The sequence below is a fragment of the Streptomyces sp. NPDC050147 genome, assembly GCF_040660195.1.
Lineage (GTDB): Bacteria > Actinomycetota > Actinomycetes > Streptomycetales > Streptomycetaceae > Streptomyces.
This window is the reverse complement of sequence record NZ_JBFALJ010000018.1, coordinates 18,958-36,486: the sequence shown is the minus strand read 5'-3', so window position 1 is coordinate 36,486 and position 17,529 is coordinate 18,958. Positions and strand designations below refer to the sequence as shown.

Annotated in this window: 18 protein-coding genes; 7 read left to right on the top strand and 11 right to left on the bottom strand. The window is 70.9% G+C overall.

Features of this window, described 5'->3' with window-relative positions:
- Window positions 1–96: 96 nt before the first annotated feature.
- Both AB0I94_RS25790 and AB0I94_RS25785 read right to left on the bottom strand, forming a co-directional pair.
- Window positions 97–1,419 (bottom strand): erythromycin esterase family protein, encoded by a 1,323-nt coding sequence (locus tag AB0I94_RS25790; protein ID WP_363312021.1) that lies wholly within the window; start codon window positions 1,417–1,419, stop codon window positions 97–99.
- A 108-nt stretch (window positions 1,420–1,527) separates the two neighbouring features.
- On the bottom strand, window positions 1,528–2,796 hold the full coding sequence (locus tag AB0I94_RS25785) for a DUF1343 domain-containing protein (protein ID WP_363312020.1): 1,269 nt from the start codon (window positions 2,794–2,796) through the stop codon (window positions 1,528–1,530).
- Window positions 2,797–2,952: 156 nt separating this feature from the next.
- Between AB0I94_RS25785 and AB0I94_RS25780 the strand changes: the two genes are divergently transcribed.
- The 3 genes from AB0I94_RS25780 to AB0I94_RS25770 are packed head-to-tail and all read left to right on the top strand — an operon-like array spanning window position 2,953 to window position 6,057.
- Window positions 2,953–3,720: an SDR family NAD(P)-dependent oxidoreductase gene (locus AB0I94_RS25780; RefSeq protein WP_363312142.1), complete on the top strand. Its 768-nt coding sequence runs from the start codon at window positions 2,953–2,955 to the stop codon at window positions 3,718–3,720.
- A complete protein-coding gene (locus tag AB0I94_RS25775; protein ID WP_363312019.1) occupies window positions 3,717–5,438 on the top strand; it encodes an AMP-binding protein in 1,722 nt (573 codons plus the stop codon). Before AB0I94_RS25780 ends, AB0I94_RS25775 begins: the two co-directional genes overlap by 4 nt.
- A gap of 25 nt (window positions 5,439–5,463) precedes the next feature.
- Window positions 5,464–6,057 carry a TetR/AcrR family transcriptional regulator gene (locus tag AB0I94_RS25770; RefSeq protein WP_363312018.1) on the top strand — a complete coding sequence of 198 codons (594 nt, stop codon included), beginning with the start codon at window positions 5,464–5,466 and terminating at the stop codon, window positions 6,055–6,057.
- Window positions 6,058–6,139: 82 nt separating this feature from the next.
- Here AB0I94_RS25770 and AB0I94_RS25765 read toward each other — a convergent pair whose 3' ends face one another.
- The 3 genes from AB0I94_RS25765 to AB0I94_RS25755 form a co-directional block, all read right to left on the bottom strand.
- Window positions 6,140–7,354, bottom strand: a complete 1,215-nt coding sequence (locus AB0I94_RS25765; RefSeq protein ID WP_363312017.1) for an acyl-CoA dehydrogenase family protein — start codon at window positions 7,352–7,354, stop codon at window positions 6,140–6,142.
- A 7-nt stretch (window positions 7,355–7,361) separates the two neighbouring features.
- On the bottom strand, window positions 7,362–8,396 hold the full coding sequence (locus AB0I94_RS25760; protein ID WP_363312016.1) for a phosphotransferase family protein: 1,035 nt from the start codon (window positions 8,394–8,396) through the stop codon (window positions 7,362–7,364).
- A gap of 213 nt (window positions 8,397–8,609) precedes the next feature.
- Complete coding sequence (locus AB0I94_RS25755; protein ID WP_363312015.1) at window positions 8,610–8,906, bottom strand: hypothetical protein; 297 nt, start codon at window positions 8,904–8,906, stop codon at window positions 8,610–8,612.
- Window positions 8,907–9,101: 195 nt separating this feature from the next.
- On the opposite strand from AB0I94_RS25755, the gene AB0I94_RS25750 reads away from it, so the two are divergent.
- Window positions 9,102–10,058: an NADP-dependent oxidoreductase gene (locus AB0I94_RS25750; protein ID WP_363312014.1), complete on the top strand. Its 957-nt coding sequence runs from the start codon at window positions 9,102–9,104 to the stop codon at window positions 10,056–10,058.
- Window positions 10,059–10,090: 32 nt separating this feature from the next.
- Here the strand turns inward: AB0I94_RS25750 and AB0I94_RS25745 are convergent, their stop codons facing one another.
- The 6 genes from AB0I94_RS25745 to AB0I94_RS25720 all read right to left on the bottom strand — a co-directional run bounded on the left by AB0I94_RS25745 (window position 10,091) and on the right by AB0I94_RS25720 (window position 13,861).
- Window positions 10,091–10,423 carry a DUF202 domain-containing protein gene (locus AB0I94_RS25745; RefSeq protein ID WP_363312012.1) on the bottom strand — a complete coding sequence of 111 codons (333 nt, stop codon included), beginning with the start codon at window positions 10,421–10,423 and terminating at the stop codon, window positions 10,091–10,093.
- Entirely contained in the window at window positions 10,420–10,812 is a 393-nt protein-coding gene (locus tag AB0I94_RS25740; protein WP_361052801.1) for a DUF202 domain-containing protein, read from the bottom strand. Before AB0I94_RS25740 ends, AB0I94_RS25745 begins: the two co-directional genes overlap by 4 nt.
- 20 nt (window positions 10,813–10,832) lie before the next feature.
- On the bottom strand, window positions 10,833–11,369 hold the full coding sequence (locus AB0I94_RS25735) for an NUDIX domain-containing protein (protein WP_363312011.1): 537 nt from the start codon (window positions 11,367–11,369) through the stop codon (window positions 10,833–10,835).
- Between the two features lie 15 nt (window positions 11,370–11,384).
- Complete coding sequence (locus tag AB0I94_RS25730) at window positions 11,385–12,158, bottom strand: glucose 1-dehydrogenase (RefSeq protein ID WP_363312010.1); 774 nt, start codon at window positions 12,156–12,158, stop codon at window positions 11,385–11,387.
- A complete protein-coding gene (locus tag AB0I94_RS25725; protein ID WP_363312009.1) occupies window positions 12,155–12,781 on the bottom strand; it encodes a TetR family transcriptional regulator in 627 nt (208 codons plus the stop codon). The genes AB0I94_RS25730 and AB0I94_RS25725 overlap by 4 nt, the downstream gene beginning before the upstream one ends.
- 240 nt (window positions 12,782–13,021) lie before the next feature.
- On the bottom strand, window positions 13,022–13,861 hold the full coding sequence (locus AB0I94_RS25720) for an NAD(P)H-binding protein (RefSeq protein ID WP_363312008.1): 840 nt from the start codon (window positions 13,859–13,861) through the stop codon (window positions 13,022–13,024).
- Window positions 13,862–13,955: 94 nt separating this feature from the next.
- Between AB0I94_RS25720 and AB0I94_RS25715 the strand changes: the two genes are divergently transcribed.
- The 3 genes from AB0I94_RS25715 (at window position 13,956) to AB0I94_RS25705 (ending at window position 17,490) form a co-directional block, all read left to right on the top strand.
- Window positions 13,956–14,327 carry a helix-turn-helix domain-containing protein gene (locus AB0I94_RS25715; protein ID WP_363312007.1) on the top strand — a complete coding sequence of 124 codons (372 nt, stop codon included), beginning with the start codon at window positions 13,956–13,958 and terminating at the stop codon, window positions 14,325–14,327.
- Between the two features lie 336 nt (window positions 14,328–14,663).
- Entirely contained in the window at window positions 14,664–16,319 is a 1,656-nt protein-coding gene (locus AB0I94_RS25710) for an FAD-binding dehydrogenase (RefSeq protein ID WP_363312006.1), read from the top strand.
- 211 nt (window positions 16,320–16,530) lie between these two features.
- A complete protein-coding gene (locus AB0I94_RS25705; RefSeq protein WP_363312005.1) occupies window positions 16,531–17,490 on the top strand; it encodes a hypothetical protein in 960 nt (319 codons plus the stop codon).
- The last annotated feature ends 39 nt before the right edge of the window (window positions 17,491–17,529 follow it).

Below are 17,529 nucleotides of genomic sequence, written 5' to 3'. Positions count from 1 at the left end.
TCGCTGTGCACGAGCGGCACTCTCACGTTGGATGTATGGGCCAGTCAATAGTCGGGACGGCACGTCTCGATCATTGAGACCGATCACTGGGACCGATCACTGAGACTGGCGGTGAGCCGCCGTGACGCGGTGCAGATGGATCAGGATGTCGTGCGAGGCCGCGAGCCGGATCTTGTGCGGACCGTCCGGGAACGCCGTGCCGATGCTCTTGGTCAGCCGGGCCTTGCCCAGCCACTTCCGGGCGGACGCGGGAGCGGTCCGCATGTCCAGGAAGTAGTCGTCGTGGCGCACCTTGTCGAGCGTGTACTCGTTCGTGCCGGGCGCGGCGGCGCCCACCGAGCGCGGCTTCCAGACCTCGGAGTCCGCGCTCTGCGCCATGAGCGAGCCCTGGTCGAAGGTGAACCCGACGCTGACGTACCGGTCGCCGAGCCGGTCCCGCAGGAAGGCGCCCTGCATCTTCGGGTAGCTCGGGTCGTAACTCTCGTACGACACGTGGGCGTTGTGGGCCGAGAGCAGTACCTTGCCGCCGGTGTGCCGCTGCCACCAGGCGGTGTTCTGGGCCATGAGGCGGTCGCGGTACAGCATGGCGTCCGTCTCGCCCTGGGGGGTGTCCAGGGGGAAGGCGTAGACCGTGGCGGTCTGCGAGAGGGACCGGGCGTGCTGCAACGCCCAGGCGAAATTCCCCCCGGACGGGGCGGGTCGGCGCTTCTTGAGCAGGTCCAGGGCCTCCCGCGCCTTTCCCGCCAGCTCCCGCCGCTCCTTCAGCGGCCTGCCCATGTACGTGTCCCCGTCCGTAAGGCGCCGCATCGGCGCGTACAGCTCGGTGATCCTGGGCAGCAGATCGGGCTCGTGCGCGCGGACGTAGTCCTCGACCCCGTGGAACAACTCAGGGCCGATCTCGGGGTAGTTGAGGTCGTTGCCCATGAAGCGCACCTGGCGGTGCGGGTGCTTGTCGTTGTACGCGCGCATCCACGTCAGGAGTTCGACGTACTCCTCGGTGTCCCAGGGCGTCCTCGCCAGCTCCTTGTGGACGAGCTCGCGCACGTTCCCCTCGCCCCCGCGCACGTACGCGTCGAAGCGCAGGCCCGTGGTCCAGCTGACCTCCTGCGAGAAGGTGGTGAACCCCTTCTCCTCCACGAGATAGCGGAAAACGCGGTCCTTCATCGTGAAGAACTCGTGCGAACCGTGTGTGGCCTCACCCAGGCCCACCACCGAAGCGTCACCGACCATCCGGCCCATCGGCCGCAGGTCCTTGGTGGAGCCGCCGGGGCCGGTCGAGCGCAAGGGGTGGGCGGCGCGTTCGATCGCCTGGACGGGATCGACGGGCTTGGCCTGGGCTGTTTGGGGAGCGACCAGCACCCCCAGGCCGAGCGTGCCGGCCAGTGCGAGCGGCACTGTGCGCCGTGCTGTGCGGGCCATGCGGGATCTCCTCAACTCGGGTGTACGCAGCTGTGGATCACGATCCCGGGCCCGTCGGGGTGCCCGCCATCCGGCAGGCACCCCTCTCGCCGGTGGGGAGTTCCCTACCTACCGGTAGTGCAGGTACTGCTTCCGTACGCCGCGGAACCGCGCCAGATCCTCCTGCCAGCCGCCCACCACCTCGTCCGTGTCCGCGCCCGCGTCGATCATGGTGCGGACCCGGGTGGTGCCCGTCAGCCGGTCGATCCAGTTGTCGGAGCGCCAGGCGAAGCCGCTCCACGCCTTCTTCGCGGTCACCAGGAGCGCTATGCCGGTGCGCACCGGGTCGTACGACACCCGGTCGTGCACGTGAAGCTGCACGCCGCCGATCGTCTTGCCCTGGAACTTGGAGAACGTCGGCGCGAAGTAGGCCTCCCTGAAGTGCACGCCGGGCAGACCCACGTCGTTCGCGGCGGCCGCCCACTTCCGGTCGATGCCCTCCGCGCCGAGCAGCTCGAAGGGGCGGGTCGTGCCGCGCCCCTCGGAGAGGTTCGTGCCCTCGAAGAGGCAGGTGCCGCTGTAGACCAGGGCCGTCTCGGGCGTGGGCATGTTCGGGCTCGGCGGCACCCACGGCAGCCCGGACGCGTCGTAGAAGTCCGAGCGCTTCCACCCGGTCATCCGTACGGTCTCCAGCTCGGCCGGGCGCTCCAGGAACTCGCCGTTGAACAGCAGCGCCAGCTCCGTCACCGTCATCCCGTGCGCCTGCGCTATGGGCTGGCGCCCGACGAACGTCGCGAACTCCTTGTGCAGGACAGGTCCGTACGCCCCGCGCCCGGTCACCGGGTTCGGCCGGTCGAGGACGACGAAACGTTTGCCCGCGAGCTCGGCCGACTCCATGCAGTCGAAGAGCGTCCAGATGTACGTGTAGAAGCGCGCCCCCACGTCCTGGATGTCGAAGACGATCGTGTCGACGCGGGACGCCGTGAAGATGTCGGCCAGCGCCTTGCCGCTCTTCTGGTACGTGTCGTAGACGGGGAGCCCGGTGGCCGGGTCGTCGTACCGGCCCTCGGAGCCGCCCGCCTGGGCCGTCCCCCGGAAGCCGTGCTCGGGGCCGAACACCGCGACCAGGTTCACGCGCTCGTCGGCGTGCATGACGTCGACGACGTGGCGTACGTCCCTCGTGATGCCGGTCGGATTGGTGACGACGCCGACCCGCTCACCGTCCAGGAGCGCGTAACCGTCGGCGGCAAGCCGCTCGAAGCCGGTGCGCAGCCGTCGGCCGCCGCCGGATCCGCCCCCGCCTCCCGCGGCGGCCGCCGGCGCCGCCGAGGTGAGGGCCGTGGCGGTGGTGGCGGCCAGCAGGCCCCGTCTGGAGAAGCTGCGGCGGGACATGTTCATGCAGAGACCTCCGTGCGTGCGGTGGCTGTCATGGCCACGCACGCTAGCGCGCGGATCTCCGGCGGGGAATGAACCTGGCTGCCCGGCCCCCTTCCATCTGAACATACCGACTGGTTAGTCTGCGATCACAGCGGAGCCGCAGTCGAAGGAGACCGGATCGTGGAGAGCTTGCAGGGCAAGGGAGTTGTCGTCACCGGTGCCGGAGGCGGGATCGGGGCCGCGCTGGCCCGCCGGTTCGCCGCCGCCGGGGCGCGGGTCGTGGTCAACGACCTGGACGCGGCCAAGGCCAAGACGGTGGCCGACGAGATCGGTGCCGCCGCCGTGGCCGGCGACGCGTCCGCGATCGTGCCGGAGGCCAGAGACGCGCTCGGCGGCACCGTCGACGTGTACTGCGCCAACGCGGGCCTCGGCTCGGGCGGCTCCGAGGCCGCGCCGGAGGAGGTCTGGGCCACGGCCTGGGACGTCAACGTCATGGCCCACGTCCGCGCGGCCCACGCGCTGCTGCCCGACTGGCTGGAGCGCGGCAGCGGCCGCTTCGTCTCCACCGTCTCGGCGGCAGGCCTGCTCACCATGATCGGCGCCGCGCCCTACAGCGTCACCAAGCACGGCGCGTACGCCTTCGCCGAGTGGCTCTCGCTGACCTACCGCCACCGCGGGATCGACGTGCACGCGATCTGCCCGCAGGGCGTGCGCACCGACATGCTCGCCGCCACCGGCACCGCGGGCGACCTCGTGCTCACCCCCACCGCCATCGAGCCGGACGTCGTCGCGGACGCGCTCTTCGCCGGGATGGAGGAGAACCGCTTCCTGATCCTGCCGCACCCCGAGGTCGCCGAGTACTACCGCATCCGAGCCGCCGAACCGGACAAGTGGCTCACCGGCATGAACCACATCCAGCAGAAGTGGGAGGCGACCGAGCGGTGAGCGACCCGACCCCGACCGCCGAGCCCTCCCAGCGCGCCGACGCCTCCATATACGCCGCCAAGCCCTGGCTCGGCCGCCTCACCGAGGCCCAGCGCGGCCCGGTCCAACCCGCCGCTTCCGTCGTGCACGCCTTCCGCACCTCGGTGCTCAAGGCCCCCGAGCACACGGCCCTCGCCTACTTCGACGGGCGCCTGAGCTACCGCGAGGTGGACGCCCTCACCGACTCCGTCGCCGGGCACCTGGCCGCCCGCGGGCTCGCGCGCGGCGACCGGGTCGCGATCCTCCTGCAGAACACCCCGCACTTCGTGATCGCGCTGCTCGGCGCGTGGAAGGCGGGCGCCACGGTCGTGCCCGTGAACCCCATGTACAAGTCGGCGGAGGTCAGGCACGTCCTGGCGGACGCCGACGTGACCGCGCTGATCTGCTCGGACCGCGCATGGGAGACGTATCTGCGCGATACGGCCGCCGCCTCTCCCGTACGCATCGTGCTCACCGCGTGCCAGCTCGACCTGCAGACCCGGAACGACACACGCGTCCTCGACTTCGAGCGCCTCCCGCAGGCCGCCGACGCCGACGACCTGGTGACGGTCGCCCGGCAGGGACTCCCGGCGCCCGGGGACCGTCAACTCGGTCCCTCCGACATCGCGTTGATCAGCTATACGTCGGGTACCAGCGGCGCCCCCAAGGGCGCCATGAACACCCACGGCAACATCACCTACAACGCCGAGCGGCAGTGCACGGGCTCCGGCATCCCCGAAGGCGCCTGTTACTTCGCGATGGCGCCGCTCTTCCACATCACGGGCATGGTCGCGCAGGTCGCCGCCTGTCTGACCAACGCGGGCACTCTCGCGCTCGCCTACCGCTTCGAGGCCGGAGTCGTCCTGGACGCCTTCGCCGAGCACCGCCCCGCCTACACCGTGGGCCCCTCCACGGCCTTCATGGCACTGGCCGCCCACCCCTCCGTCACGCGGGCGCACTTCGACTCCTTCGCGATGATCTCCTCGGGCGGCGCCCCGCTGCCGCCCGCCCTGGTGGAGAAGTTCCGCGCCGACTTCGGCCCCTACTTCCACAACGGGTACGGCCTCACCGAGTGCACCGCGCCCTGCGCCTCCGTACCGCCCGGCCAGGAGGCGCCGGTCGACCCGGCCTCCGGCACGCTGGCCGTCGGCGTCCCGGGACCCGAGACGGTCGTCAGGATCGTCGACGACCACGGCGCGGACGTCCCCTTCGGGGAACAGGGCGAGATCACCGTGCGCGGCCCGCAGGTCGTGCCCGGCTACTGGAAGCGCTCCGACGCCACGGACGAGGCGTTCCCCGACGGGGAGCTGCGCACCGGCGACATCGGCTTCATGGACGAGCAGGGCTGGCTCTACGTGGTCGACCGCAAGAAGGACATGATCAACGCGTCCGGTTTCAAGGTATGGCCGCGCGAGGTCGAGGACGTCCTCTACAGTCACGCAGCCGTCCGTGAGGCGGCGGTGATCGGCGTCCCGGACAGCTACCGCGGCGAGACGGTCAAGGCCTTCGTCAGCCTGCGCCCGCAGGCCGACGTGGCGCCGGACGACCTGGCGGCGTACTGCAAGGAACGGCTCGCGGCGTACAAGTACCCTCGCGCGGTCGAGATCCTGCCGGAGCTGCCGAAGACCACAAGTGGGAAGATCCTCCGGCGGGAACTGCGTTCCCGCAACGACACGAGCTCTCGGCACCACGAGAGCTGAATACCTCGAAAGGCAGGTGGCGGCAGTGGCCAGGACGATGGACGGTGACGGCACGCCCGTCCCTCAGCGGCTGCTCGCCGCCGCCACGCGGCTCTTCGCCGACCGCGGCTACGACCGCACATCGGTGCAGGAGATCGTGGAGTCGGCAGGCGTCACCAAGGGCGCGCTCTACCACTACTTCGGATCCAAGGACGACCTCCTGCACGAGGTGTACGCACGGGTCCTGCGCGTCCAGCAGGAGCGCCTCGACGCCTACGCGGACGCCGACGCCCCCGTCGAGCAGCGGGTGCGGGACGCGGCGGCGGACGTGGTCGTCACGACGATCGACAACCTCGACGACGCCTCGATCTTCTTCCGCTCCATGCACCACCTGAGCCCGGAGAAGAACAAGCAGGTGCGGTCCGAGCGCCGCCGCTACCACGAGCGGTTCCGCGCGCTGATCGAGGAGGGCCAGGAGGCCGGCGTCTTCTCCAAGGCGACCCCCGCGGACCTGGTGGTGGACTACCACTTCGGCTCGGTCCACCACCTGTCCACCTGGTACCGCCCCGGCGGCCCCCTCACCCCCCAGCAGGTCGCCGACCACCTGGCGGACCTGCTGCTGAGGGCGCTGCGGCCGTAAGGAGCGCCCCGAAGGGGCGCGGGGAACTGCGCGACCAGCCACGACGCGCCCGCAGCGACGCGCAGACCCCCGGTAGGAACAGCTAGAGGTACTTCTTCAGCTCCCGGCGGGCCAGCGACCGCTGGTGCACCTCATCCGGGCCATCCGCCAGACGCAGAGTCCTCGCAGACGCCCACAGTTCGGCCAGCGGGAAGTCCTGGCTCACGCCACCCGCGCCGTGCAGCTGGACGGCCTGGTCGAGGATGTCGACGACCGTGCGCGGGGTGGCGATCTTGATGGACTGGATCTCCGTGTGCGCGCCCTTGTTGCCCACGGTGTCCATCAGCCACGCGGTCTTCAGGACGAGCAGCCGCAGCTGCTCCACCGCGACCCGGGCGTCCGCGATCCACTCCTGGACGACGCCCTGCTGGGCGAGCGGCTTGCCGAAGGCCGTACGCGCCACCGCACGCTGACACATCAGCTCGATGGCCCGCTCCGCCATGCCGATCAGCCGCATGCAGTGGTGGATACGGCCGGGACCCAGGCGCGCCTGGGCGATGGCGAAGCCGCCGCCCTCCTCGCCGATCAGGTTGCTCACGGGGACCCGGACCCGGTCGAAGACGACCTCGGCGTGGCCTCCGTGGGAGTGGTCCTCGTAGCCGTACACCTGCATGGCGCGGCGCACCTCGACACCGGGGGTGTCGCGCGGGACGAGCACCATGGACTGCTGGCGGCGCGGGTCCGCGTTCTCGGGGTCCGTCTTGCCCATCAGGATGAAGATCTGGCAGTCCGGGTTCATCGCCCCGGAGATGTACCACTTGCGGCCGGTGATCACATACTCGTCGCCGTCGCGCTCGATGAGCGTGGTGATGTTCGTGGCGTCGGACGAGGCCACTTCGGGCTCGGTCATCGCGAACGCCGAGCGGATCTCACCGGCGAGCAGCGGCTCCAGCCACCGCTTCTTCTGCTCGTCGTTGCCGAACTGGGCGAGCACCTCCATGTTGCCGGTGTCCGGGGCCGCGCAGTTCAGCGCGGTGGGCGCCAGATGCGGGGAGCGGCCGGTGATCTCGGCGAGGGGGGCGTACTGGAGGTTCGTCAGCCCGGCGCCGTGCTCGGCGTCCGGCAGGAAGAGGTTCCACAGCCCCTGCTTGCGGGCCTCGGCCTTCAGTTCCCCGACGATCGCCGGGGTGTCCCAGGGCGAGGAGAGCTGAGCGCGCTGCTCCTCGGCGGTCTTCTCCGCCGGGTACACGTGCTCGTCCATGAAGGTGAGGAGCTTGGCGCGCAGCTCTTCGGTACGGGCGTCGAATGCGAAGTCCATGGCTGTCTCAGCCTTCCTGTCGTCCTTGGAGGGTGGTGAGGCCGTGCTCGATGAAGACGGGGACCAGCTCCCCGATGCGGTCGAAGCCCGCTCCGACCGTCTGGCCGAGCGTGTACCGGTAGTGGATGCCCTCCAAGATCACGGCGAGCTTGAACCACGCGAACGCCGTGTACCAGGAGACTGCCGAGACGTCGCGCCCCGAGCGCGCGGCGTACCGCTCGACCAGCTCTGCGGCGTCCGGGTGACCGGGAGCGCCCGCCGTGGTGCTGATGGGGGAGTCCGGCAGTTCGAGCCGGGTGCTGTACATGACCAGCAGGCCCAGATCGGTGAGCGGATCGCCGAGGGTGGACATCTCCCAGTCGAGGATCGCCTTGATCGCGTCGTCCTCGCCGATCAGGACGTTGTCGAGCCGGTAGTCGCCGTGCACGACGGTGGGCGCGGGGGAGACGGGGAGCTGCCGCCCCAGCGCGGCGTGCAGCTCGTCGATCCCCGCCAGGTCGCGGTTGCGCGAGGCGTCCAGCTGCTTGCCCCAGCGGCGAAGCTGCCGGTCCAGGAAGCCGTCGGGCCGCCCGAAGTCCCCGAGACCGACCGCTTCCGGGTCGACGGAGTGCAGCTCGACGAGGGTGTCGACGAGCCCGAGGACCGCCGCACGGGTGCGCTCGGCGCCCAGCGGGGCAAGCTCCTCGGCGGTGCGGTAGGGCGTGCCGTCCACGAAGTCCATGACGTAGAAGGGCGCCCCGAGCACGTCGACGTCTTCACAGAGCAGCACCGGCGCGGGCACCGGAACCTCGGTCCCTCGGTGCAGGGCGCTGATCACCCGGTGTTCGCGCTTCATGTCGTGGGCGGTCGCAAGGACGTGCCCGAGCGGTGGCCGCCGTACGACCCAGCGGGCGCTGCCGTCCGTCACGGCGTACGTCAGGTTCGACCGGCCGCCCTCGATCAGCCGGGCGGTGAGCGGGCCGCCCACGAGGCCCGGCCGCTCGCGGTCCAGATGGCCGCGCAACTGGTCGAGGTCGAGGCCTGGTGGGTGGTCTGAGCTCATCTTCGCTCCTGGTCGGACGGTCGTCGTCGAGTGCGCGCTGCGTCGCGCTGACGTTCATGATGCCGACCAGTCGGTATGTAGTCCAGAGCGCGGTACGAACGTGATCAGGATCGCGGCGGGGCGAAGGCGCCCGCACAAGCCGATCCCCCGCCACAGACTGCCAGTTGGCGCCCGTGCGGGGGAAGTCGGCGGAGCCGGTGGGGCCGGGTGGCCTCAGTGGTCGTCCCAGTGGCCGTCGTGCGCCGCGTGCCGGTGTCCGTCGTGGACGTAGTCGACGTGGTCCCCGTGCAGTACGGAGCTGTGCCCGCAGCCCTCGCCGTGCCGGTGGTCGTGCCCCTCGTGCACGGAGTGCTCGTCCGGCTCGCACTCGTCCCAGTGGCCGGAGTGCAGGCGGTGCATGTGGCCGTCGTGCGCGTAGTCGACGTGGTCGCCGTGCGGCACCTCGGGGTGTCCGCAGGCCGGGCCGTGGACGTGCTCGTGGACGGGGTGTTCGTGGTGGAGCGTGGTCATGGTGTGTACACCTTCTGTGGGAGGGGGTGACTCTCTCAGGCTAGTACTCAATGCCCCTTTGATGGGGATATGGAAGCCTCGTTGATGTTTCCACCACCGGACCCCGTCTGATCCCACCTGACCCCCACCGGATCAGCCCCGCACCCTCGCTCCCCCAGGGCGATTCCACGAAGGCGCTCCCATGAAGCCGACCCCATGAAGGCGATCAGCTACCGCCGGTACGGCGGCCCCGAAGTCCTTGAGTACGGCGACGTGCGCGACCCCAAGGTCGGCCCCGACTCCGTCCTGGTGAAAGTCCGCGCCGCGTCGGTCAACCCCGTCGACTGGAAGTGCATGGCAGGACACCTCGACGGCATCCTCGACCCCGTCTTCCCGGTCATCCCCGGCTGGGACGTCGCGGGCGTCGTGGTGCAGCCGGGCGCCTCGGTCCCGGAGTACGTGGTGGGGGACGAGGTCATCGGCTACGTACGCGAGGACTTCCTCTCCCGCGGCACCTTCGCCGAGTACGTGGCGGCCCCCGTACGCACCCTGGCCCGCAAGCCGCGCAACCTCACCTTCGAGGAGGCCGCCGGCCTGCCGCTCACCGGGCTCACCGCCTATCAGGTGGTCGTCAAGACGCTCGCGGTGACGGAGGGGGAGGTCGTCCTCGTGCACGCGGCGGCCGGCGGCGTCGGCTCGGTCGCCGTCCAGCTGGCCCGGCACGCGGGCGCCCGTGTCATCGGCACCGCCAGCGAGCGCAACCACGACTACCTGCGCGAACTCGGCGCGGAACCGGTCACCTACGGCGACGGCCTGGCCGACCGCGTACGAGCCCTCGCACCGGACGGAGTGGACGCGGCCTTCGACACGGTGGGCGGCGACACCCTCAAGGTCTCCGCCGACCTCCTCACGCCCGGCGGACGCCTCGCGTCCATCGCGGACGGCGCGGTGATCGGCCTCGGCGGCCACTACTGCTTCGTGCGTCCGGACGCCGAGGACCTGCGGCGCCTGACGCAACTCGTGGAGCAGGACGTCGTCACGGTCCATGTCTCCGAGACGTTCCCGCTGGAGCGCGCGGCGGACGCCTACCGCCTGAACGCGGAGGGCCGTACGCGAGGCAAGATCGTCGTCACCGTCCCCTGGACGACCGAGGACGGGTCCGTCGAGCACTGACGGCGTCCTCCTCGTGGCGGGTCGCGGGCTGCTCAGAACACCATGGCCGTCGCGCACGCGGCGAGCGCCATCGTGCACAGCGCGGCCGTCGCCGCGGCCCGTACCGGAAGCCGCAGCGGTCTGCTGCTGGCGGCGAGCTCGGTCATCCTGCGGTGCGCCACGCCCAGGAAGCCGAGCCACAGGAGCAGACAGAGGGCGCAGGCGATGACGGCCAGGGCGGTCGTTTCCTCCTGGAGTGCCGCTCGCGCCGCGAGGATCGCCGCGACGGTGCAGGACAGGGTCGTACGCCGCCACGCGAGCCTCGTGCGCTCCGGCTGCAGCCCCGGATCGCGCTCGGGGACGGGGGCCTCGCCCTGGTCGGTCACCCCTCCCACCCGAAGAGCACGACGACGACCATGGCGAGCGCCACGACCGCGACGGCCAGGCTCAGGACGGTCGGGAAGCGCGAGACGGGCAGATCATCGCCACGTCGCATCGCCCGCTCGCAGCGCACCCAGTGGTTGACCGCGCGCAGCGAGCTGAGTACGCCCGCGGCCAGCAGGGCGAGTGCGAGCCCGATGCGCCACCCCCAGCGCAGGTCCGGCAGGAACTGGTCCACCGCGAAACCGCCGCCGATGAGCGCGAGCGCGGTGCGCAGCCAGGCGAGGAAGGTGCGCTCGTTGGCGAGCGAGAAGCGGTAGTCGGGGGTGTCGCCCTCGTCCCGGATCCGCTCGGGCGCGAACCACAGGCGCAGGGACTGTACGAAGTTGCTCACTCGCCGCAGCCTAACCCGCCCTAACCCGCACGGAACTCCCGCAGCCGTTCGTACGCGGCAAGCCCGTCCGGCACCCACGCCCACTCGCCGAGCCGCTTGTCCAGCTCCTCCTCGGTGAGGAAGGCGTGCCAGGCGACCTCCTCGGCCTGCGGGTCCACCGGCAGGTCGCAGCGCACCTCGTAGAGGTACGACCACCAGCCGTGCCCCGCGTCGTCCTCGTACAGGAACTTGAACAGCGGTGTGGGCCGCGGCAGTCCGTGGACCCCGAGCTCCTCTTCCGCCTCGCGCAGGGCGGCGTCGTCGTAGGACTCGCCGGCCCCGACGACACCGCCGACGAACATGTCGTACATCGAGGGGAAGACCAGCTTGACCGGCGTGCGCCGGTGCACGAAGACGCGGCCTTCGGCGTCCCGTGCCTGGATGAACACGCAACGGTGGCGCAGGCCCCGCGCGTACACCTCACCGCGCGGGGCCTCGCCGACGACTTCGTCGTTCTCGTCGACGATGGACAGGATCTCTTCGCTGGGGTCGGGCACGGGCCGACTGTTCGTGGTCATGCCGACCATCCAAACTCAACTCCCCATGACGTACTTCACGGTGGGTCCCGCGGTCCAGCCGCCGTCGACGGCGAGCTCGGCGCCGGTCACGTACGACGCGGCGTCCGAGAGCAGGAAGACCACGGCGCCCGCGATCTCGTGCGGCTCGCCGACCCGGCCCATCGGGGTGCTGGGGTACTTGCCCTCACCCTTCTCGATGCCCACCCGCGCGGTCATCGGGGTGTACGTCATGCCCGGGTGGACGGAGTTGACGCGGATGCGGGCGGTGCCGAGCTCCACGGCGCCGATCTTGGTGAGGCCGCGGACGCCCCACTTGGAGGCGCCGTAACCGGCGGTGAGGGCCAGGCCCATGAGTCCGGCCGCCGAGGAGATGTTGACGATGGATCCGCCACCGGACTCCTTCATCGCCGGGATGACGCTCTTCATGCCGATGAAGACGCCGGTGAGGTTGGTGTCGAGGACCTTGCGGAAGTGCTCGACCGACTCCGACTCCAGGAACTGGCCCGTGGATATACCGGCGTTGTTGACCAGGCCGTGGACCCCGCCGAACTCGCTGACCGCGCGTTCCACGACGCGCTGCCAGTCCTCCTGCGCTGTCACGTCGTGGTGCGCGAAGAGGGCGCGCTCGCCGAGTTCGGCGGCGGTGACCTCACCTTCCTTGTCGAGCACGTCGGTCAGGACGACGTTCGCACCGGCGCCGATCGCCTGGCGCGCGGCTTCGGCGCCGAGGCCGCGGGCGGCTCCGGTGATGACGACGGTCTTGCCGGTGAGGTCGTGCGCTTCGCTCATCGCTCTCTCCGCGGGACGGGGGCCTCAAGCAGGGCCGCTGTGGTCTCGACGAGGTCCGCGAGGAAGAGCGGTTCGTCGGTCAGGGGGGTGGCGCCGGCCAGGTACTGACCCGCCCGGTCGGCCATGGCGGCGCCGATCAGGGTGAGGGCGAGGTCGAGCCGCTCCAGCCGCAGCGGCTCGGGGAGGCCGGTGAGGCAGCCCTCGACACGGCCGATCAGCCGCCAGTAGACGGTGCCGTCGAGGGTCGGATGCGGGGTGCGAGTGCGTACGCCGCTTTCGTGGCTGAGCTGGGCGCAGACACGCAGGCAGCGGCGGCCCCGTTCCGAGCGGAGCTCGGTGGCCTCCGCGTTCACCAGGGCCGTGAGCAGGCCGCGAAGCCCGTCCGCCGCCTGCTTCAGCTCGGCGGTGAGCACCTGCTCCGTACGGGTCTGGCGCTCGGCCATGACGGCGTCCAGAAGGCCCGCGCGTGAACCGAAGTGGTACTGGACGGCGGAGGGGTTGCTCTGCCCGGCGAGCCGCACGATGTCCCTGAGCTGCGCGCCGTGCACACCTTGCGCGGCGAACACTTCTTCGCCCGCGCGGATCAGCTTCTCCCGGGTCTCGGGTCCTGAGGTCCTCGGCATGGGGGCATAATAATGCTGAGCATTACTAAAAGCGAGAGCCGGTGGACCGCTGGCACGGCCGTGCGGATCGCGCGGGCCCAGGAACATTCCGGGCGACCCCCGTCCTGTCGGCAAACGATCGTTTGCCGACAGGAGGGGCCACGCGTCCAAGGAACCCGTGCGATCGGGGGTCCGCGGCCCCTCGGCCGTCAGCAGTGGACCGCCGAGTACGAAGAGCGGTCCCAGCGGCGCCGACCAGTCTCAGCGGAACGCGGCGACATTGCGGGCGGCCCAGTCGGCGAAGGGGTGCGGGGCGCGGCCGAGGACCTGCTGGACGTCCGGGCTGACGCGCAGCTCGGCCGGGCTCGGGGAGCCGAGGATGTCCAGGGTGTCGTCGGCGAGCTCCCCCGGCATGCTCTGGGACATGGCCGCCTTGGCCTCCTCGCGGGTGAGCTCGTGGAATTTCACCGGCGAGCCCAGCGCGGCGGCGATGGCCTCCGCCTGCTGGCGCGGAGTGATCACCTCCGGGCCGGTCAGCTCGTAGACGCCGCCGGCGTGCCGGTCCTCCAGCAGGCTGGCTGCCGCGACCGCGGCGATGTCCGCCGGGTCGATGATCGGCACCCCGATGTCACCGAACGGCGCGGCGACGAGCTGTTGCGCGCGGACGGACTCGGCCCACCACAGGGCGTTGGAGGCGAAGCCGCCCGGCCGCAGGATGGTCCACTCCAGACCGGACTCCCGCAGCATGTCTTCCAGTGCCCGCATCGCGATCCGTGTCTGGCCGGAGGGCCTGGTCACCACGCCCAGCGTGGAGAGCAGGACGACCCGGCGGACCCCGCCGGCCGCGGCCTCCCTGATGATGTCGGCAGGGTTGGCTCCGGTGGCGTGCAGGTCGCCGGAGAGCAGCAGGAACAGCGCCTTCGCCCCGACCAGCGCGGGCTTGAGGCTGGCCGGCTCGGCCAGGTCGGCCGTCACGTGGCGGACGCCGTTCGGCACCGCCGCCGAGTGCCGTGACACTGCCGTCACCTGCTGGCCCGCATCGGCCAGCGCCTGCGTCAACGGACGGCCGATGTTTCCGGTAGCCCCAGTTACTACGATCATGATCGCTCCTCGTCAGGTGTTCGTGCTCTGTGGCCTTCACGCTGGAGCAAGGGCTAACTTTTAGTAAGGGCGTACCTCCAGGTAAGCTCATCACATGGCGGGAAGCGCGCAGTTCACACGGACCGAGGCGGGCGAGCGGTATGACGTGTTTCACACGGGCTGCCCCGCACGTGATGTGGTCGACCATGTGACCAGCAGGTGGGGCATCTGGGTGCTGATCTCTTTGCGGAGCAACGACCTGCGGTTCTACGAACTGCGCGAGAGCATCCAGGGCGTCAGCGAGAAGATGCTCGCCCAGACCCTGCGCGCGCTGGTCCAGGACGGCCTGGTCTGGCGGAAGGTCGAGCCGACGACGCCGCCCCAGGTCACCTACGGGCTGACCGAGTTCGGCCGGGACCTCGGCGAGCCGCTGACGGAGCTGTTCGACCGGATCACAAGGCGGCTGGCGCCGCACAGCACGGACTAGGGGGCCTCGGAGCGGGTCGCCTCCTCTGCGGACTTCCCGTACGCCTCAGCCTGTTCATCAGCCAGAGACTCCACCGGCACGAGGCGGACCGTAGTCGGCCCCAGCGCCAGCGGGTCGGCCTCGGTGTGCCCGCCCCGCGGCCGAGGCAGCAGACGGGAGGCGGGCCGGCGGGCCAGCAGGCCGGAAAGCGGGGTTTGGCGCGTACTCGGCCGACGACGGTGGTCCTCCCCGCGGTGCACCGCCCTATGAGTCACCCGAGCAGGACGGTTGACGCCGGTCACTTCGCTGCCCAGGATCTGACTCACCAGTAAGCCCCTGCTTAGGAGGAACCCCCGGATGGCCTACGACGCAGACGTCATCGTGATCGGCGCGGGCCTCGCGGGCCTCGCCGCCACCGCGGAACTCGTCGACGCGGGCCGCCGGGTCATCCTCGTCGACCAGGAGCCCGAGCAGTCGCTCGGCGGCCAGGCGCACTGGTCCTTCGGCGGGCTCTTCTTCGTCGACTCCCCGGAGCAGCGCAGGCTCCGCATCAAGGACTCCCACGCCCTGGCCCTCCAGGACTGGATGGGCACGGCAGCCTTCGACCGCCACGAGGACCACTGGCCCCGCCAATGGGCCGAGGCGTACGTGGACTTCGCCGCGGGCGAGAAGCGGCCCTGGCTGCACGGGCAGGGCGTGCGGTTCTTCCCCGTGGTGGGCTGGGCCGAGCGCGGCGGCTATGACGCGCAGGGACACGGCAACTCCGTGCCCCGCTTCCACATCACCTGGGGCACCGGGCCCGGTCTCGTCGCCCCCTTCGAGCGCCGCGTCCGCGAAGGCGTCGCCCGCGGCCTCGTCCAGCTGAAGTTCCGCCACCGGGTCTCCGGCCTCTCGCGCAGCGCGGGCAGCGTCGACACGGTCACCGGCGAGGTACTCGAACCCTCCGACGCCGTGCGCGGCAAGGCCAGCAGCCGTGAGGTCACCGGGTCCTTCGAGTTCCGGGCCCAGGCGGTGATCGTCACCTCCGGTGGTATCGGCGGCAACCACGACCTCGTACGCGCCAACTGGCCCGAACGGCTCGGCACTCCGCCGGAGCGGATGGTCGCCGGCGTGCCCGCGCACGTCGACGGGCGGATGCTCGGCATCACCGAACAGGCAGGCGCGCGCCTCATCAACCGTGACCGTATGTGGCACTACACCGAGGGCATCCAGAACTGGAACCCCATCTGGGACAACCACGGCATCCGCATCCTGCCCGGCCCCTCGTCGCTCTGGCTCGACGCGCGCGGCGACCGCCTTCCCGTGCCGCTCTTCCCCGGCTTCGACACCCTCGGCACGCTCGAACACATCATGAAGTCCGGGTACGAATACACGTGGTTCGTGCTCAACCAGCGCATCATCGGCAAGGAGTTCACGCTCAGCGGCTCGGAACAGAACCCGGACCTCACCGGCAAGTCCGTGCGCGGCGTCATCGACCGTGCGCGCGCCGACGTGGCCGCCCCGGTCAAGGCGTTCATGGACAACGGCGCCGACTTCGTCGTGGAGAGGGACCTCTCCTCCCTCGTGCGCGGCATGAACGCGCTCACCAAGGAACCCCTCATCGACGAGGCCGCGCTGCACCGCACGATCGCCGCGCGCGACCGCGAGATCGCCAACCCCTTCACCAAGGACCTCCAGGTCACCGCCATCCGCGGTGCCCGCAAGTTCCTCGGCGACCGCCTCATCCGCGCCGCCGCCCCGCACCGCATCCTCGACCCCAAGGCGGGCCCCCTCGTCGCGGTGCGGCTCAACATCCTCACCCGCAAGACCCTCGGCGGCCTGGAGACCGACCTCTCCTCGCGGGTCCTTGCCCAGGGCGGCGAACCGCTGCCCGGCGTGTACGCGGCGGGAGAGGCCGCCGGGTTCGGCGGCGGGGGAGTGCACGGCTACCGCTCGCTGGAAGGCACCTTCCTCGGCGGCTGTCTCTTCTCGGGGCGCACGGCGGGCCGGGCGGCCGCCAAGTCGGTGAGCTGACGGGCGCGTTCGGTGCGTCGTGGCGTGATCGTGGCCGCTTGTCCGAATCGTGTCCTACCGGTCAACTCCGCAGGTCGGGGGTGAAGTCTGAGGATTTTGAAACGAGTTGGTGAAGGGCCCCGGGTCGGGCAGACCTTGACTGGAGGGCTGCCTACCGCTTTGCTGTGCGTGATCATCCGTACGCGAGCCGCGCCGGGGAGGAAGTCCCGCGGTGTCACCACCCCCACCCCCCTTGGGCCGTTCCCGCAAGCGAGCGGCCTACGCCTTCGACTCCGCACTCGACGACACCGAACTCGCCGACGCCCGCGCCGCCTTGGCCCAGGGCCGCTGGACCGAGGTCCGCGCGCTGCTCGCCGCCACCGGCGACGACTGGGACCGCAGGGGCCACCGGTTCGACGTGCTCGCACAGGAGCACACCACCACCGCCTGGGCCCGTGACTGGCGGCTGGCCGAGCCGGAGAGCACCGATGTCCTCGTGCTGCTCGCCTACGCGTCCGTGCACCTCGCGCTGCGCGGCAAGGGGCGCTCCGAGAAGGCGCGGGAAGCCTGCCGTGAAGTGGCCGCACTGCTTCCCGCCGACCCCACGCCGTGGCTCGCGCTGCTCACCCTCGAGCGATCCCTTGGCCGCGAGGAAGACGTCGTCCGGCTCTTCGACGAGGTCCGGCACCGGCACCCCGAGCACCACCACGCCCACCACCTGATGGTGGCCAGGCTCGCCGAGCGACGCCCCGCCGCGGGCCAGGACCCGCTGCACGAGGTGTACGACTTCGCCGCCTGGGCTGCCGAACAGGCGCCCGACGACTCGCCGTTGGCGGTCCTGCCCGTCATCGCGCACGCCGAGCGCTACCGCGTGCTCGCCGCCGCCGGCAGCGAGCCCGTGAACCCGGCGGCCTCCGAACACTGGACGGGACGCCGGGCCCGGCAGGTCATGAAGGCCGCCTTCGACTGGTGGCTGGAGTGGCAGATGCCCACCAGCGCGACCCACCCGCGCAGCCATGTCGACCTCAACTTCCTCGCCCACGCCAAGTTCTGCGAGGGCCGGGCGGCCGAGGCGGCCGCCCTCTTCCACCGCATCGGGCGGCACGCGACCCGAGCCCCCTGGTCGTACCCGGACCGGGACCCCTACAAGGCGTTCACCGCCGCGCGCAGCGCCGCGCTCGGATCCGCCTGACCCACCGCACCAACCGGCCGATTCGAAAGGACAACCGCG

Bases quoted from the DNA above. Each gene is read 5' to 3' on its own strand.
- AB0I94_RS25790 (WP_363312021.1), bottom strand. From the start codon at position 1,419: ATGGCCCGCACAGCACGGCGCACAGTGCCGCTCGCACTGGCCGGCACG.
- AB0I94_RS25785 (WP_363312020.1), bottom strand. From the start codon at position 2,796: ATGAACATGTCCCGCCGCAGCTTCTCCAGACGGGGCCTGCTGGCCGCC.
- AB0I94_RS25765 (WP_363312017.1), bottom strand. From the start codon at position 7,354: ATGGACTTCGCATTCGACGCCCGTACCGAAGAGCTGCGCGCCAAGCTC.
- AB0I94_RS25760 (WP_363312016.1), bottom strand. From the start codon at position 8,396: ATGAGCTCAGACCACCCACCAGGCCTCGACCTCGACCAGTTGCGCGGC.
- AB0I94_RS25755 (WP_363312015.1), bottom strand. From the start codon at position 8,906: ATGACCACGCTCCACCACGAACACCCCGTCCACGAGCACGTCCACGGC.
- AB0I94_RS25750 (WP_363312014.1), top strand. From the start codon at position 9,102: ATGAAGGCGATCAGCTACCGCCGGTACGGCGGCCCCGAAGTCCTTGAG.
- AB0I94_RS25735 (WP_363312011.1), bottom strand. From the start codon at position 11,369: ATGACCACGAACAGTCGGCCCGTGCCCGACCCCAGCGAAGAGATCCTG.
- AB0I94_RS25730 (WP_363312010.1), bottom strand. From the start codon at position 12,158: ATGAGCGAAGCGCACGACCTCACCGGCAAGACCGTCGTCATCACCGGA.
- AB0I94_RS25725 (WP_363312009.1), bottom strand. From the start codon at position 12,781: ATGCCGAGGACCTCAGGACCCGAGACCCGGGAGAAGCTGATCCGCGCG.
- AB0I94_RS25720 (WP_363312008.1), bottom strand. From the start codon at position 13,861: ATGATCGTAGTAACTGGGGCTACCGGAAACATCGGCCGTCCGTTGACG.
- AB0I94_RS25715 (WP_363312007.1), top strand. From the start codon at position 13,956: ATGGCGGGAAGCGCGCAGTTCACACGGACCGAGGCGGGCGAGCGGTAT.
- AB0I94_RS25710 (WP_363312006.1), top strand. From the start codon at position 14,664: ATGGCCTACGACGCAGACGTCATCGTGATCGGCGCGGGCCTCGCGGGC.